Below are 15,515 nucleotides of genomic sequence, written 5' to 3'. Positions count from 1 at the left end.
GCGCTGAAATGAAATGATTGTTGTACAGAATGGTCTCTGCGGACCTCAATGCTGGGAGAGCCGGTAGCCGACGCCGCGCAGGGTTTGGATGTAGCCGGAGCCGATCTTGCGGCGCAAGTAGCCGATGTAAACCTCGACGATGTTCTCGTCGCCGTCGTAGTGGGCATCCCATACGTGCACGAGAATCTCGTGTTTGCTCAGCGCGTCGCCGCGGCGGCGCAGCAGGAACTCCAGCACCCCGAACTCACGCGCGGTGAGCTCGATTTCCTTGCCACCCTTGAACACTCTCCGCGCTGCCGGGTCAAGCTCAAGATCACCGACGCTCAGCACGGCCGGTCGTTCGGGGGCGCCACGGCGTAGCAGGGCGCGCAGCCGGGCGAGAAGCACCACATACGAGAACGGTTTGCTGAGGTAGTCATCGGCGCCGAGGTCGAAGGCGTCCGCCTCGTCGTGTTCGCCGTCCTTCGCAGTCAGCACCAGTACCGGGGTCCAGTTTTCCCGTGCGCGAAGGCTTTTGAGCACCGCGTAACCGGACAACCCGGGCAGCATCAGGTCCAGCACGATGACGTCGTAGGTGTGTTCGCTGGCGTGCCACAGCCCATCCGGGCCGGTGTGCGCCACTTCGACGGTGAAGCCTTCGGCGGTCAATCCCTTGCGCAGGGTTTCGGCGAACGCCTGCTCGTCCTCGACGATGAGAATCCGCATTACGGGGTGTCCTTCAACGGGAGCCGGATCCGGAAATGCGCGCCCGGATATCCGGGGTCGCTCGGTTCGACGCAGTCGGCGTGCCCGCCGTGGCGGGCCGCGATTCCGGCCACGATGGCCAGTCCCAGCCCGGCCGAACCACCGGTGGTCTCCGCCGGGTGGTGCCGGGCGTCGTCGCGGCGCACGAACCGCTCGAAGATCCGCGTCCGGTCGGCGGCGGGTATCCCCGGCCCGTCGTCGCTGACCTCGACGACCGCGCTCGTGCCGTCCGTGCCGGTGCGTACCCGGATGCGGTGCCGGGCGTGCTGGCCTGCGTTGTCCACCAGGTTGCGGATCGCACGGCCGAGCTGGGCCGGGTTGCCGCTGACCTTCGCCGGAGCGGTGCGGATTTCGACCTCGAGTTGCCGCGCGGAGCGCGCCCGTTCCGCTTCGGTACGGGCGATGTCGTCCAGATCGACCTCGGTGTGCGGCGGTTTGTCGGTCGCGTCGTCGGTGCGGGCGAGCAGCAACAGGTCCCCGACAAGTTCGCGCAGGCGCGCCGTTTCCCGGGTGACCACGTCGAGCAGTTCGTCCGTGCTCATCGCGTCCGGGTGGAGCTGGCCCACTTCGAGCGCGGTGGTGATGGTGTTGAGCGGGGAACGCAGTTCGTGACTCGCGTCGGCCACGAAACGGCGTTGCGCCCCCTGGGCGGACGCCAGCCGTTCGAGCATCGAATTCAGCGTGGTGCCCAGCCGGTGGATTTCGTCGCTCCCATCGGGAAGGGCGACGCGATGGGTCAGATCATGGGTGGAGATTTCGGCGACCGCACGCCGCATCCGCTCGACCGGCTGCAACGCGGAGCTGACCGCGCGGTACACCGCGAGCGCGGAGATGGACAGCAACGGCACCGCGGCAAGGCACAACAGCAGCGACAGGCGTGCCGATGCCTCGGCCACCGGGGCGAGCGAGCGGGCCGAGATCACCGTATAGCGCCCGTCGGGGCCGTCGACGCCGATCGTCACCAGCCGGTAGTCGTCGTCGCTGCCGTTGACCGGCAGGCTGATCGTTTCGACGGTTTCCTGACCGGGTGCCGGCCGGGCGCTCGTCAGTGGTGGGTGGCCGGTGACGGCGGGGTCACTGACGAGCGGTTTGCCGTCGTGGCCGAGGATCTGGATCACCGAGGCGCTGTCCCCGGTACCGGCCACGTCGCTGCTGGTGAGGTCACCGGCACCGCGTTTGGCGAGCTCCCTGGTCACCTGCCCGGCCGCGCTGCGCGCGTCGTCGGTGGTGGCCTTGTCCAGCGACCAGCCCAGCAACACGATCACGGTGACGCCGGCCAGCACGAGGGTGGCCGCCATCGTCACGACGGCGACGAGCGTCGTCCTGGTACGCAGCCCGGGCCGCGGCAGTGGGAGGGGCACAGGCGAAGCCTAGGAAACCACTACCGATGGCGTCGCTTCGCGGCATGCAGCCGTTCCCGGCGCAGCGCGCTGACCTCGGGCAACGGCAGCGCCGGCGGGGGCGCGCCGAGCACCCAGCCGAGCAGCAGGTCGGCCAGCATCGGGTTGCGGGCCAGCACCGGGCCGTGCAGGTAGGTGGCCAGTACCCGCCCGGTGACCGCGCCGTCGGTGCCGTCTCCGTTGCCGGTGCCGCTGAGGACTTCCCCGAGTGGCCGGCTGCCCGGCCCGATCGTGGTGACGCCGAGGTGATTCTCGAACCCGGTGAGCGGTTCGGCGCCCAGTCCGGCACCGGCCCGCACGACGATTTCGCCGACTGCGCGCCGTTTTCCGGGTGCCGTCGTGAGATCGAGCAGCCCGAGTCCCTCGTGGCGCACGCCCGCGAACGTGCGGAATTCCGTGCCCAGCAGTTGCAGCCCGGCGCAGACCGCGAACACGACCGCGCCACGGGCGGCCGCACGCTGGATGCCGGGATTCGCGCGCAACCGCGAGGCAGCGAGCGTCTGCGCCTCATCCTCGCCGCCGCCGAGCAGGTAGAGATCAAGGGACGCCGGAACGGGCTCGTCGTAGCCGATTTCGAGCACCGTCGCGGGCACGTCACGCCAGCGCAGCCGTTGCCGCAGCACCGTCGCGTTCCCGGAATCGCTGTAGGTGCCCAGAATATCGGGCAGCACCAGGCCGATCCGTACCGTCGAGTCAGTCATCGCCGAGCCGGAGCCGGACGGCGCGGAAGGCCGTGTAGTTGGCCACGAGTTCGACGGGTTCCGGGCCGAGGCCGGCGATCGCGGCGATCGGATCAGGCGAAATCACGTGCGGGACTTCCGCGTAGGTGAGGCGCACTGCGAGGTCGGTGGCCCGCTCGCCGGCGGCGACGACCTTCCGCCCGCGCAGCTGCTCGAACGGCACATCCCACAACCACGACGTGTCGCGCCCGTCCGCTTCGCGGCTGTTCACCGCGATCACGACCGGGCAACGCTCATCCAGCAGCGGCAGGGTTTCGCGCCAGCCGGCGGGGTTCTTCGCCAGCAGCACCCGCACGGCGCGCCCGTCCACCCACGCCCGCCGGTAGCGCCCTGCCACGTCGTCGATCGAGCGCAGCCTGCTGATCGCGACCTCCGGTGACACACCGAGGCGCGCCACGGCGGCGACCGCCATCGCCGCGTTGGCCGCGTTCGCCCGGCCGGGCAGCCGGAGGCCCAGCGGGAACCGGCCGATGCCGGCCCCCTCCAGCGTGTCGCCGTCGAGGCACCACTCCGGAGCCGGGCGGGTGAGCCCGCATGCGCAATGCCAGTCCGGCCCGTCATGGCGCACGGCCTGGCCGCACCGGGCGCAGGCCACCGCGTCGGCGGACCAGTTCTGCCCGGCCGCGACCCACGCCGGCTTCGCCGAGGCCAGTCCCACGGAGGTCACCAGCGGGTCGTCACAGTTGGCGATCACCGCGGTGTCGGGCAACCGGGACACGGCCGCACGCAGCGCGCGTTCGATGGAGCGCACCTCGCCGATCCGGTCGAGCTGATCGCGGCTGAGGTTGAGCACCACCAGGCACGCGGGACGCACCTGCTCAGCGACCGCGGGCACGTAGTGTTCGTCCACTTCGAGCACCGCCAGCGGGGCGTCGGGACGCGCGGTCAGTGCCGCCAGCACCCCGTCCGGCATGTTCGCGCCGTCGCTGTTGGCGGCGACCGTGCCCAGTGTCTCGAGGATCCGGCTGAGCATGAGCGCGGTCGTCGTCTTGCCGTTGGTGCCGGTCACCAGCACCACGGTGCGGTCGCGGCCGAGCCTGCGCAGCGCGCCCGGGTCCAGCACCTGTGCCACCCGGCCGCCGATGACGCCGCCCTCACCGGTCCCGAAGCGGCGGGAAACCGTGGCGGCGAAGCGGCCGGCGCCGACCGCGAGTCGTGTTCGCACGGGAATGTGGTGCGGTACCGGCGCGGGCCGTTCACCGAGGCGGGCCGGTGAACCGATGCTCACACATATCTCCTTGCGTCCGGTCCTGGTGGGTCGGCGCCACCTTCGCCCACGGACGCTGTGAGGAGCCTGAGAACGGAAAGACATAAGGGGCATGAGTGATTACCGCCTCATATCGGACACGGGCAGACAGCGGTCCCGTGCTTATCGTAATCCTGCTTTGCTGAATACACGCTGAAAAGGTTTTCCCTTTGCGGCCAAAGAAAACCTGCGATCGGGTGATGGCTACATTGACCGGGTGCACGCCTCCGCAATCCGGATCGACAACCTCCCGGTCGTGCTCGGGGCCACCGTCGTGGCGTTCGCCTGTGTGGTCGTGGTGCCGTTGGCGTGGGACCGATGGCGCCGTCGCGCCCTGGGCCGGACCGCCACCACGGTGCTCGCCGTACTCAGCGTCGTAGCCGCATGCGGGCTGGCGGTCAACGCCGCGGGCAGCTTCTACCCCACTCTAGGGTCATTGCTGGGGACCTCGCCCAACCCGGAAGAGGGAACTGTGGCGGACGCGGGCCCGGACGGACGCGATCTCGGGCGGACGCTGGCCACGGTCGGGGAGCGGGCCGCCGGTGGCCACGGTTCACTGCTGCATCTGACCGTGACCGGCCACCGCACCGGCCTCACCCGTGATGTCGACGTCTACCTGCCCGCCGGGTATACGGCACCGGAATGGGCCGGATTCCGATTCCCGGTGGTGGAGTGGATCCCGCATTTCCCGGGGGAGCCGAGGCAGGTGGCGACCCTGTACGGGCTGCCGGAGGAGCTCGACCGCGCAATCGCCGATCATCGGCTGCCCCCGGTCGTCGTGATCGTGCCGGACCCCAACGGGGAACCGAGGCTGACGCACGATTCGGAATGCGTCGATGCCGTCGGCGGAACGGCGAACGACACCTACCTGTCGGCGGATCTGCGGAGCTGGGCACTGAGCACGCTGCGGGTGCGCAGCGACCGGGAAGGCTGGGCGATCGCCGGCTGGTCATCGGGCGGCTACTGCGCGTTGAACCTGACCGCCCGGCATCCGCAGTGGTTCTCCGTCGCGGTCAGCATGAGCGGCTACGACGCCACCCCCAACGACCTGGAAACCGGCGACCTCTTCCATGGCCGTAACGACATCCGGGACGCCAACGACGTCTCGTCCGTGTTGCGTGCACACCCGTCGCCGGTCCGGCTGCTCGCCAGCGCCGACGGCTCGGCGCCGGACGAGCGCGCCGCGCTGGACCGGTTGCGTGCCGCGGCGGCCCCGCCGGTTCAGCTCACCACCACGGTGCTGTCCCCGGCCGGGCACAACCTCAACGCGGTCCGTGCGGAGCTGCCCGCGATACTGGACTGGCTCGGCACCCAGCTGGGCAACCCCATACGGATGGGAAGCGGACTTCCGGGCCAGACCGTGGCCGGAGGGATCGTGGCGTGGCCGTTGCCCGACCCCGGCATCCGGGGGAGCCTGCACGGCACGGACACCGCGTTCTAGCCGCGGTTCGCGGAGGTGAGGGGTATGCCGGAGAGGGCCATGAGGTGGTATCGCAGGGCCGGCGGCGTCGTCGCGACCGTCGTCGAGCTGGGCGCGGTGATGTCGGTCGTCCTGCTGATCTGGGGCGGGCACCGAGGCCTCTACCAGTGGACGACGGGGCTGTTCGGGCTCCTCAACATCCCGGCCGACGCGAACATCCTCATCGCGCTGGTGCTGGCGATCCTGGGCGCGGCCCTGCGGCGGCGCAAGCGCGCGGCGCTGAACACGCTGGTCCTGTTCCAGGTCGGTGGTCTGCTGATGACCATCGCGTTCCAGACGGCGCTGCTGGTCAACCCGGCACTGATCACCCTGGGCCGGCGCGAGGCCCGGCACTTGCCGGGCACGTTGTGGGCGCTGACCGGGGCCGAGCTGCTGTCGGTCGCGTTGATCGTGGTGCTGCTCGTCCTGCGCCCGGCCTTTCCCGCACGCTTGGCCCCGGGGGCGTGGCGGCACGCGCTCGTGACCGGTTTGGTCGGGATAGCGGCGGTCATCCTGGGCGGCTGGGGCTTGCTGGTGGCGTTCCCCGGCACCCTGACCGGGCTCGGTGACACCTTCCTGTGGGCGGCGAACCACGCGACCGGTGAACTGCTGCAGCTGCGGCGGCTCGGCGTGCGCGAGGGGCCGACCTGGGTCGATCTGCTGCTGGATCTGGGCGGCGCCACGGTGGCGGTGGTGACGTTGTGGGTCTTCTTCCGCGGGGTGCGCACCCGTCGTCACCGCAGTGACGACGAGGAGCTGCGGGTGCGGTCGCTGCTGGCGACCTACGGCGAGAACGATTCGCTCGGATATTTCGCGACGCGGCGGGACAAGAGCGTGGTCTTCGCACCGGACGGGCGCGCGGCGGTGACCTACCGGGTGCTGGGGGGCACAAGCGTCGCGAGCGCGGACCCGATCGGGGACCCGGATGCGTGGCCGCAGGCGATCGAGGTGTGGCTGGCCGAGGCACGCACCTACGGGTGGCTGCCGGGTGTGCTGGGCGCCAGTGAACGCGGCGCGCGGGAGTATGCGAGGGCGGGTTTGAAGGCGCTCGAACTCGGGGACGAAGCGGTGCTCGACGTCCGCGACTTCAGCCTGTCCGGTCCCGAACGCCGTTCGGTCCGGCAGGCGGTCCGGCGCATCGAGCGTGCCGGATACACCACCAAAGTGCGGCGGTACAACGAGATCTCACCGTCCGAAATGGACGATCTGCTCGTGCGGGCGCAGCAGTGGCGGGGTGACGAGACCGAACGTGGCTTCTCGATGGCGCTGTCGCGGCTCGGCGACCCCAGCGACGGGCGCTGCGTCATGGTCGAGGCATACGACGCCGCGGGACAGCTGCGCGGGTTGCTGTCCTTCGTCCCGTGGGGGCGGCGGGGGCTGTCGCTGGATCTCATGCGCCGCGACCGGGACGCCGAAAACGGGCTCAACGAGTACCTCGTGACGCAGCTCGTCGAGCAGGCGGGGCGGTTCGGCACGCAACGGATCTCGTTGAACTTCGCCATGTTCCGCGCGGTGTTCGCCGAGGGTGAGCGGATCGGGGCCGGCCCGGTGCTGCGGGCATGGCGCACGGTGCTCGGGCTGGCGTCACGGTTCTTCCAGCTGGAGTCGCTCTACCGGTCGAACGCGAAGTACGGACCCGACTGGGAACCGCGGTTCCTGTGCTACACCTCGGCCCGGCGGCTGGCCCGGATCGGTCTGGTCGCCGGTGCGCTGGAGGGGTTCCTGCCCTCGAGCTGGCGGGCGACGCGCCGGGGCTTCGCGGCCGGCCGGGTGAGTCCGGAGTTTCTCGCGCGGGTCGCGGAGATCGACGAGATCAGGGTCGAACCGCCGCCGGTGCGGCGGCCCGAGCAGGTGCGGGTCCGGATCTCGAAACTGGACCGGCTGCGCAAGGCCGGTGTCGATCCGTATCCGGCGGGGTTCGCGCGGGACACGGTGCTCGCGGACGTGGTGACCCGGTTCGCCGGCCTGCCCGCGGATGCGCGTACCGGGCACCACGTGCGTGTCGCGGGCCGGGTGGTGGCGTTGCGGGACCTGGGCGGGCTGTGTTTCGCCCGGCTGCGGGATTTCAGCGGGGAACTTCAGCTCATGCTGGGCGCGGACGAGCTGTGGCGTTCCGGTGTCGATCTCGGGGACCACGTCGGGGTGTGTGGCGAGGTGGTGACGTCCCGGCGTGGTGAGCTGTCGGTGCTGGTGGCCGAGTGGACGATCACCGCGAAGTGCCTGCATCCGTTGCCGGACAAGCGAAAGGGCCTCGCCGACGCGGAGGCCCGGGTGCGCAGGCGGTACCTCGATCCGGAGCTGCCCGAGCTGTTGCGGTTGCGCGGCACGGTGGTGCGGGCGGTGCGGGAACGCTTGCACGACAACGATTTCCTCGAAGTCGAGACGCCGATGTTGCAGGCGGTGCACGGTGGCGCCAACGCGCGCCCGTTCGTGACGCATCTCAACGCCTATGACATGCGGATGTATCTGCGGATCGCCCCGGAGCTGTACCTGAAACGGCTGTGTGTGGCCGGGGTCGAGCGGGTTTTCGAGCTCAACCGGAACTTCCGCAACGAGGGCGTCGACGCGACGCACAATCCGGAATTCACCATGCTGGAGGCCTATCAGGCCTACGCGGACTATGACTCGATGCGGGTGCTGGCGCGGGATCTGGTGCAGCGGGCCGCAATCGCCGCCTACGGTGCGCCGGTGGTCCGGCGGCATGACGGCGAGCACGACATCTCGGGCGAGTGGCCGGTGATCCCGGTGTACGACGCGGTGTCCGCCGCCCTCGGTGCGTCCATCACGCCTTCGACCTCGGTGGCCGAGTTGCGTTCTTCGTGTGCCGCCGCCGGTGTGCCGTTCGCGCAGGAGGCCGGTCACGGGGATCTCGTGCTGGCGGCCTTCGATCATCTGGTGGAACCGGCGACCGTGGCCCCGACGTTCTATGTGGACTATCCGACGGAGGTTTCCCCGCTGACCCGGGAACACCGGGCCGATCCACGGCTGGCCGAACGGTGGGACCTGATCGCGTTCGGCGCGGAAATCGGGACGGCGTATACGGAACTGACGGACCCGCTGGAACAGCGCCGCCGGCTGGAAGCCCAGTCGCTGCGCGCCGCGAGCGGTGATGTCGAAGCGATGGAACTGGACGAGGATTTCCTGCAGGCGCTCGAGCACGGCATGCCCCCGACCGGTGGCCTCGGCCTTGGCATCGACCGGCTGCTGATGTTGCTGACCGGCGCCACGATCCGCCAGACCGTGCCGTTCCCGTTCACCCGGCCGAAGACGCCGGCTCACCGTCCAGAACCTGGGTGAGCGGTGGGGGATCGGCTTCGATGGCCGATGCCGCACGACGAGGTGGTCCGGCGTGCGGCATCGGGTGATCAGACGACCCGAACCTCAGGAAGCCGGCTTGCCGGTCGCGTGGGCGTCGGCGAAATCCCAGACCACCGGAAGGAACTCCTCCGGGGTCTCGACCTGCGGCAGGTGGCCGGTGCCTTCGAGCAACCGGAATTCCGCACCGGGGATGGCGGCCGCGTAGGCGCGCCCGTAATCGGCGTCCACGACCTCGTCACCGGCGCCCCAGGCCACCAGAGTCGGGTAGTTGATCTTGGCCAGCCGGTCCGTCACGGTCGGGTCGGCCATGGCATGCGGGCCCGAATAGACCGCCATCGCGACCTGGTTGGCGGCGGCCACCGCGCGCTGCTCCTCGGTCAGCGCGTTCGGGTCGAACTTGAATTTCGACGGGTCGTAGAACGACAGCTTCGCCAGTTCCGGGGGTGTCAGGCTGGCGGCGTCGGCGATCGGGTGGCCGGGCACCGCGATGCCGACCGCGTTGACGAGTGTGACGCTGGTGATCCGGTCGCTGCCCAGTACGGCCAGCTCGGCGGCGATCCAGCCGCCGATCGAGTTCCCCACGACGGCGACATCGCTCAGGTCGAGCTGCTCGAGCAGCTGAGCGTAGATCTTGGCCAGTGTCTGCACGTCGGTCAGCCAGTCCGGCCGCGCGGTGCCGCCGAAGCCGGGGTGCAGCGGGGTGAACACCCGCGCGGGCCGCTGCTCCGCGAGCAGCGCGGCGAAACCGGTGACGGTCTGCGGACCGCCGCCGCCGTGCAGGAGCAGGAAGGGGTGCCCCTTCTCGCCCTGGACATCGACGGTCACCTCGACGGTGCCCTCGTCGACGGTGAGTGTGTGAGTGCTGCTGGTCATGCGATGCCCCATTCGTAAGAGTTGACTCTCACGAGAGTAGCACCGGTCAGGCGGCCCGTCGACGGCGGATGATCAGCACCACGACCGCGATGACGATGGCCACCCCGAGCAGCAACAACAGCAGCGATGGCACGGCAACGGAATGCGCCGTGCCTTCGACCGCGGGCAACGGCGCGACGGAGCCGGACGCGTCGGTGAGCAACGGCGTCAGCGTGACCGACCCCGCCAGCTCCACCGCGGGTACCGCACCGTGCACCGGCACCGAAACCTTCCAGGTGGCACCGGGCAGCAGCTGCGGCGAGTCGGCGACCGGCCCGGCGTCGGCGTGCCAGCTGCCGAACGGGCCGGAAACCGATGCGGCCTGCCGGGCGGCGACAATCGCGTTGCCGGAGTTGCGGATCGTGTAGGTGAGAGTGGCGTCGCCGGTGCCGAACGGCGAACCCGCATACCGCACGCCGAGATCTTCCACCGACAGCCCGGGTTTGAGCTCACCGCCGACACGCAGCTGAATCCGGATGCCGACTCGCCGTTCCACGTCACCTTGCATCAGCGACGTGACGATGCCGCCCATCCGGTCGCCTGCCGTCGCCGTGTCCGGCACGCTGACGGTGAACGGTACCTGTGTGGACTGTCCTGCTTGGACAGTCACCCTGTCCTGTGCGGGATGGACCCAGGCGCCGACCCCGGTCGAAGGCGCGCCTTTCGCGACGAGATCCAGCCGGCCCTGCTCGGTGGTGAACGCGTCTGCGCTGTACACGGTCAGTTCCAGCGGTGTCGTGCCGTGGTTGGTGACGGTCAGGCCGTCCTCGAGCTGACTACCCGGATCGACCGTATACCGGTAGTTGTCGCGGTCGGCGCCGAACTCGTTGGCGGCCGTGCCGACCGTCCAAGGGACATCCTCTTGAGCCTGCGCGACGGTTCCGGTCCCGGCGAACGCGGCGATGGCAAGCAGGACAAGAACAACAGCGCGCATCGGGCAGCATCCTTGAACAGTCTACTGTGCCGTTCGTTACTAATCCGACCACAGTCACGGCTATCCGGCTTGCGTGGCAACGGTTACGTGCTGCTCGGGGTCGGCCTGCTTTTGGTCGGATTAGTAAATGGACAGTCGGGGTGGGCGCCCGCCGCCGGGAGCCCACCCCGATCAGGGAACTCAGTTCAGCGCGGTGACGGACGCCCGCCCGCCGTCCTTGCCCGGCTGCACGACCCAGTGCGGGTCACCGGGGAAGGGCCCGTGACCGTGACCGTGCTCGCGGTACGGGTGGATCACCACCTTGTCCACAGTGGACCCGACCGGCTTGGCCGGGCCGGCTCCGCCGTCCGGACCGCACCAGGAAACCTTGCCAAGCTCGACCGCGGCGTTCGGCGCGGCGCAGGTGCCGCTGCGGATGTCCTGCACGACGAGCTTGTCGTCACGTACCTGGACCTTCACGTAGGTGCGCACGTGTTCCTGGTTCTCCACCGAGTTCGCCCAGTGGTTGTCCGGGTTGAGCGGGTCCGGGCCGTAGTTCGGGTCCTGGCTCGGATCCGGGGCGGTCAGGTCGTAGTACTTCGAACCGGACGCGGAGTTCGCCGTTACGTAGATGACCCCGCCGGGGCCCTGCTCGACGTGGGTGGCACCAGGCTGCTCGTCCGGGTTCGCCTTCTGCCCGTTCTTGATCTCGTAGCTGCGCGAGTAGCTGTGGTCGTGGCCCTGCAGGACCAGGTCGACACCCAGGTTCGAGAACGCGGTCGGGAAGTCCTGCCGCCGCTTCTGGTTGTCGCTGTCGTTGGCGTGGTCGGCGGGCGAGTAGATCGAGTGGTGATACACGAGCACCGTGTACTTCGCCTTCGCACCATGGTTTTTGACCACATCGGTGACGTACCCGATGTGCGCGTCGTCGGCACCGTTGGCGTAGGCGTTGCTGTTCAGGTCGATGAACAGCACGTCCTTGTAGATGAACCAGTAGTCACCACCGGAGCGGGTGGTCGGGTCACCGTTGTAGAACGGCGTGGACCGGTCGGTGTTGGGGGTCCAGAAGTGCTGCTCGTAGGCCTTGCCGCCGACGTCGTGGTTGCCGATGGTGGCCGCCCACGGGTACTGGCGCAGCTTTTCGGGCGCCAGGAACGCGTTCCACTGCGCCTCGGTGTTCGCCGTCTCGACCTGGTCCCCACCGGAGACCAGCAGTTCGGCGTCGGGGTTGGCGGCGAGGCTCACGTTCACGGTGTCCAGCCAGCCGGCCCCGTCCTTCGCCACGTCGCCGGACGAGCCGATCTGCGGGTCGCCGTAGAACAGGAAATCGAAGTCGCCCTTGAAGTCCTGCGTCTTGAACGTGTACGTCGGGGACCAGCTGTCGCCGGAACCGATGCGGTAGGAGTAGCCGGTGTTCTGCTTGAGGCCGTCGATCGTGACGTGCCCGTTGTAGCCGCCGTTGACCGTGTTCGCCGCAACGGTCGCCGGGAACGTCTGCGCGTTGCGCGGGAACTGACCGTGCACGAGCTTCGAGGTCGGCGCCACCTGCACGACCTGCGGCGCGCCGGTCGAGGCGTACCAGCTCACCACGCGCTGGTTTTCCTTGGCGCCGACACCGAGAACGATGCCGGACAGTGTCGCGGGCTCGTCCGCGCCCGCCAGCAGGCTGCCGCCGAATGTCACGGCGAGGCCCAGGAACGCCGCGATGGCACCGCGAGCGATGGATCTCGGATGTTTCATCTGGTTTGTGTCCGTTTCCGGTCAGAGGGGCGAGAAGACCGATGTGAGCGTTATTGCCGTCGATGTTGAGCAGGTGAACATCGGTGAACCGGCGAATGGCGTGGTCTGAAAGAACTTGCGGTGTCAGGACGCGAAAATTCGCTCGACGAACCAGGTCAGCCCCATCACCGAGACGCCGGCCGCGATCACTCCGCTTGACCATCGTGGTGCGACGGGGGAACTGCGGCGCACCAGCATCAGCAGCGGGAAGACCACGGCGATGATCGCCAGCTGGACGACCTCGACCCCGATGTTGAACACCAGCAGCGACCACAGCAACGGCCACGAAAACGCCGTGTCGATCCCCAGCGCGGACGCGAAACCGAGCCCGTGCGCGAGGCCGAAACAGAAGACCACGGCGAGGCGGATCCAGCCGGCGCGGTCGAGGCTGAAATGCCCGCCGGTGTCCAGGTCCGCCGTTTTTCGCCGCCACAGCTGCCAAAGCGGCCAGGCCGCGACGATCGCGATCGACAGCGCGATGAGGGGTTCGACGATTTCGGCCGGCACGTGGACGAGTCCGAGTGCGGCGAGGATGAACGTCACCGAGTGGGCGAGCGTGAACGTCGTCGCCGCCAGCACGATTTCGCGCAGGCGGCGGGAACCCGCGATGAGCGCCAGCAGGAAGAGAATGTGGTCGAGCCCGGTCAGCAGATGTTCCGCGCCGAGGCGGAAGAACTCCCAGAACCGCTGGGTCCAGGCCTGCTGTGTGGAAAACGACGGTTGTTGCGCGTCGAGCGCGGCGCTGCCGGACGTCAGGTCGAGCTCGTAGGTGACAATGGTCTTGGTGTCACGCACATACTGTTCGGAATCGGGGAACAGTCCACTGTGGACTTCGTGTGAATCCGCGGCGGGGCACCGGTAATCGAGCACCATCCGCGCGTACGGCACGCCTTCGCGTTGTCCGATGCCGAAACCGCCGTCCTGTGCCGGGCGGCAGGTCTGATCCGGGACCGTGACGCGGAACCGGTCTGTCACGTACTTCATCACCGTCGAGGCGTGTGCGTCCAGCGCGGCCGCCTGTGCCGCCGGGTCGTGTGTCTCGAACGCCGCGGTGCCTTGGCGGAAAAGGGGATCGTCCTTTTCGGAGTCCGCGGTGGACACGACGAGCAGGTCGTACTCGAGCCCGAGCGTCGCGCGCACGTGCCCCGGCCCGGGTGAGGTGACGTCGGCGTACACCGTCGACGAGAAGCCGTGTGCCGGCGCGGGTGTCGCGCCGAGGACGACGGCCAGTGCCGCGCCGGCGATGATGACGACGGCGCGCGCACACCGTCTGGGGAGAGCGGGCATGAACGCAGACTGCTGGGCGTCGGCGAACGGCGGGCAGATCCCAGGCGAACAACGGGCAACCGGACTTCGACGGTGACAAGCCGCAGACCGGACGGAGCCGTTCATCGGGTAGGAAGAAGACGAACCGCCCTGTCTGGAGGATGATCCGCTTGCGACTTCTGGTGGCCGGCGCCCTGGCCGCGATCGCCGTGCTCGGCGGCGGATGCTCGTCCGCCGACGATTGGTCTGCCCCGCATACGAAGCCCAGTGCGATCGGCACTCTCGGTCCTGGGTTCGTCACGGCGTCACCCACGCCGGAGGCGACGGTCACCCCCGGTCCTGGTTCGTGGGACGGGGTCCGGCCCTCGCCGGGTTACCGCGTCGTGCTGCTCACCGCGGGCGACGATCCGCAAACCACGGCGCTCGTGCGCGCGGTCACGGACTGGGCGGGGAGCGAAGAGGTCAGCCTCAAGACTGTCAAGGCCACCAAACCGGATGAACTGGTGCCGAGCGTCAGTCAGGCCATCGGGCTGGCGCCGGATCTCGTCATCAGCGCGGGTCACGATCTCATCGATCCGCTGGCGCTGGTCACGGCGAACCACCTGGACCGGCAGTTCCTGGTGATCGGCGCGGAACTGGCCGAGCCGACGGCGAATGTCACCGCGGCCGACTGGACGGGCGCGTCGTTCCGCGGGGAGGGACTGGGCATGTCATCGACCTACGACCCGGCTTCGTTCACGCCCGAACGCTGTGCCGCCGCGGTGCGGGCCGGTGTCGCGAGTGTGCTGAACGGGCTCACGGGGATCGTGGTCTGGGTCCGCTGACCGCAGGGGGAGCATGTGTTGCCCCCGAGTTGTGGCCGTCGAACGTGTGTTCTATGGTGGGGGGAGGGTTGGAGTCGCAGGGGAGACGAAATGGCATACAAGATCATGCACCGTTCACGCGCACAGGAGGTCCGGTTCCCGACGCAGGCGGCCGCGGAGCGCTACGCCGAGCAACAGGCCGGCGGTTTGCGCAACTGGACCGTCGTCGAGGCGGGACAGCCGCAGCCGGCGCCCGAGGCGCAAGATCGGGAGTCCCGCTAGAGTTCTCACTCCGCACCCGGCGCAGGGGTCGGGTTGACAACTTTGGTCACTCCGACCATCACCGCGGCTGACTTGGTAACCCGAGGCGCGGTATCGGCGAGCGATCCGGCCGCCCCGCGGCCCGAGCCACAGCCGGCCCGTCTTACGGGACGACCGTCACCGGCCAGAGGGCGGCTCTTACCAGTCTCTGTGCGACCGAGCCGACGAGGCGGCGGCCGGCGCTTTCGGATGCGCCCACGACCACCAGGTCGGCCTTCCGGTCGATCGCGGCGCGTTTCAACTCCGCATACGCATCGCCGCGCCGGACCTCGAGCGTGACGTTGATGTTCGCCTCCTTGGCCAGGCCCGCCACCCGGCCACGCAGCTCCTCCACCACGTCCTGGTACGTCTCCTCCTGCGCCCCCGCCAGCAGGGTCGGCGTCATCCCCGTCCACGCCGAAGGCGCCCGCACGTACACCATGACCAGCCGCGATCCCTGCCGCCGCGCCAAACCCGCCGCGTAGGCCCCCGCCCGCGCCGAGCTCGCCGTGTCATCGACACCGGCCAGGATCACGTGCGGGCCGTCCGTGCCCCGTTCGAACGGACCTCGCCGCCAAGCGGGCCCATACTCTTCGACAGACACGGCATCATCGGCGCTCACCACCCCATTATCC

The 15,515-nt window shown here is 69.2% G+C and carries 13 protein-coding genes; 4 read left to right on the top strand and 9 right to left on the bottom strand.

Annotated features, from left to right (window positions below):
• Positions 1–45: 45 nt before the first annotated feature.
• The 4 genes from GKO32_RS28835 to GKO32_RS28820 are packed head-to-tail and all read right to left on the bottom strand — an operon-like array spanning position 46 to position 4,112.
• Positions 46–705, bottom strand: coding sequence for a response regulator transcription factor (locus GKO32_RS28835; protein ID WP_154760064.1), 660 nt, complete (start codon positions 703–705; stop codon positions 46–48).
• Positions 705–2,105 (bottom strand): sensor histidine kinase, encoded by a 1,401-nt coding sequence (locus GKO32_RS28830; RefSeq protein WP_312868705.1) that lies wholly within the window; start codon positions 2,103–2,105, stop codon positions 705–707. Before GKO32_RS28830 ends, GKO32_RS28835 begins: the two co-directional genes overlap by 1 nt.
• 20 nt (positions 2,106–2,125) lie before the next feature.
• The gene (locus tag GKO32_RS28825; RefSeq protein ID WP_154760063.1) at positions 2,126–2,845 is read right to left on the bottom strand and encodes a type 1 glutamine amidotransferase; all 720 of its coding nucleotides are present in this window, start codon (positions 2,843–2,845) and stop codon (positions 2,126–2,128) included.
• Complete coding sequence (locus GKO32_RS28820; RefSeq protein ID WP_312868704.1) at positions 2,838–4,112, bottom strand: Mur ligase family protein; 1,275 nt, start codon at positions 4,110–4,112, stop codon at positions 2,838–2,840. The genes GKO32_RS28825 and GKO32_RS28820 overlap by 8 nt, the downstream gene beginning before the upstream one ends.
• A 235-nt stretch (positions 4,113–4,347) precedes the next feature.
• Here GKO32_RS28820 and GKO32_RS28815 point away from each other — a divergent pair, with 235 nt between their 5' ends.
• Both GKO32_RS28815 and lysX read left to right on the top strand, forming a co-directional pair.
• Positions 4,348–5,571, top strand: a complete 1,224-nt coding sequence (locus GKO32_RS28815) for an alpha/beta hydrolase (RefSeq protein ID WP_312868703.1) — start codon at positions 4,348–4,350, stop codon at positions 5,569–5,571.
• Between the two features lie 24 nt (positions 5,572–5,595).
• On the top strand, positions 5,596–8,886 hold the full coding sequence (gene lysX / locus GKO32_RS28810; protein WP_154760060.1) for a bifunctional lysylphosphatidylglycerol synthetase/lysine--tRNA ligase LysX: 3,291 nt from the start codon (positions 5,596–5,598) through the stop codon (positions 8,884–8,886).
• Between the two features lie 84 nt (positions 8,887–8,970).
• On the opposite strand, the gene GKO32_RS28805 is transcribed toward lysX, so the two are convergent.
• The 4 genes from GKO32_RS28805 to GKO32_RS28790 all read right to left on the bottom strand — a co-directional run bounded on the left by GKO32_RS28805 (position 8,971) and on the right by GKO32_RS28790 (position 13,798).
• The gene (locus GKO32_RS28805; protein WP_154760059.1) at positions 8,971–9,780 is read right to left on the bottom strand and encodes an alpha/beta fold hydrolase; all 810 of its coding nucleotides are present in this window, start codon (positions 9,778–9,780) and stop codon (positions 8,971–8,973) included.
• A gap of 46 nt (positions 9,781–9,826) precedes the next feature.
• Positions 9,827–10,753: a WxL protein peptidoglycan domain-containing protein gene (locus tag GKO32_RS28800; protein WP_154760058.1), complete on the bottom strand. Its 927-nt coding sequence runs from the start codon at positions 10,751–10,753 to the stop codon at positions 9,827–9,829.
• A gap of 180 nt (positions 10,754–10,933) precedes the next feature.
• Positions 10,934–12,472, bottom strand: coding sequence for a purple acid phosphatase family protein (locus GKO32_RS28795; RefSeq protein WP_154760057.1), 1,539 nt, complete (start codon positions 12,470–12,472; stop codon positions 10,934–10,936).
• 123 nt (positions 12,473–12,595) lie between these two features.
• The gene (locus GKO32_RS28790) at positions 12,596–13,798 is read right to left on the bottom strand and encodes a HupE/UreJ family protein (protein WP_154760056.1); all 1,203 of its coding nucleotides are present in this window, start codon (positions 13,796–13,798) and stop codon (positions 12,596–12,598) included.
• A 149-nt stretch (positions 13,799–13,947) separates the two neighbouring features.
• On the opposite strand from GKO32_RS28790, the gene GKO32_RS28785 reads away from it, so the two are divergent.
• On the top strand, positions 13,948–14,601 hold the full coding sequence (locus GKO32_RS28785) for a type 1 periplasmic-binding domain-containing protein (RefSeq protein ID WP_246244844.1): 654 nt from the start codon (positions 13,948–13,950) through the stop codon (positions 14,599–14,601).
• A 90-nt stretch (positions 14,602–14,691) separates the two neighbouring features.
• Positions 14,692–14,862: a hypothetical protein gene (locus tag GKO32_RS38205; protein WP_166459766.1), complete on the top strand. Its 171-nt coding sequence runs from the start codon at positions 14,692–14,694 to the stop codon at positions 14,860–14,862.
• A gap of 142 nt (positions 14,863–15,004) precedes the next feature.
• Here the strand turns inward: GKO32_RS38205 and GKO32_RS28780 are convergent.
• On the bottom strand, positions 15,005–15,515 hold a 511-nt coding region (locus GKO32_RS28780), incomplete at its 5' end, for a universal stress protein (protein WP_246244842.1).

The organism is Amycolatopsis pithecellobii (assembly GCF_009707865.1).
Taxonomy (GTDB): Bacteria; Actinomycetota; Actinomycetes; order Mycobacteriales; family Pseudonocardiaceae; genus Amycolatopsis_E; species Amycolatopsis_E pithecellobii.
The sequence above is the reverse complement of the archived record's forward strand: the minus strand, read 5'-3'. Positions and strand labels throughout refer to the sequence as shown.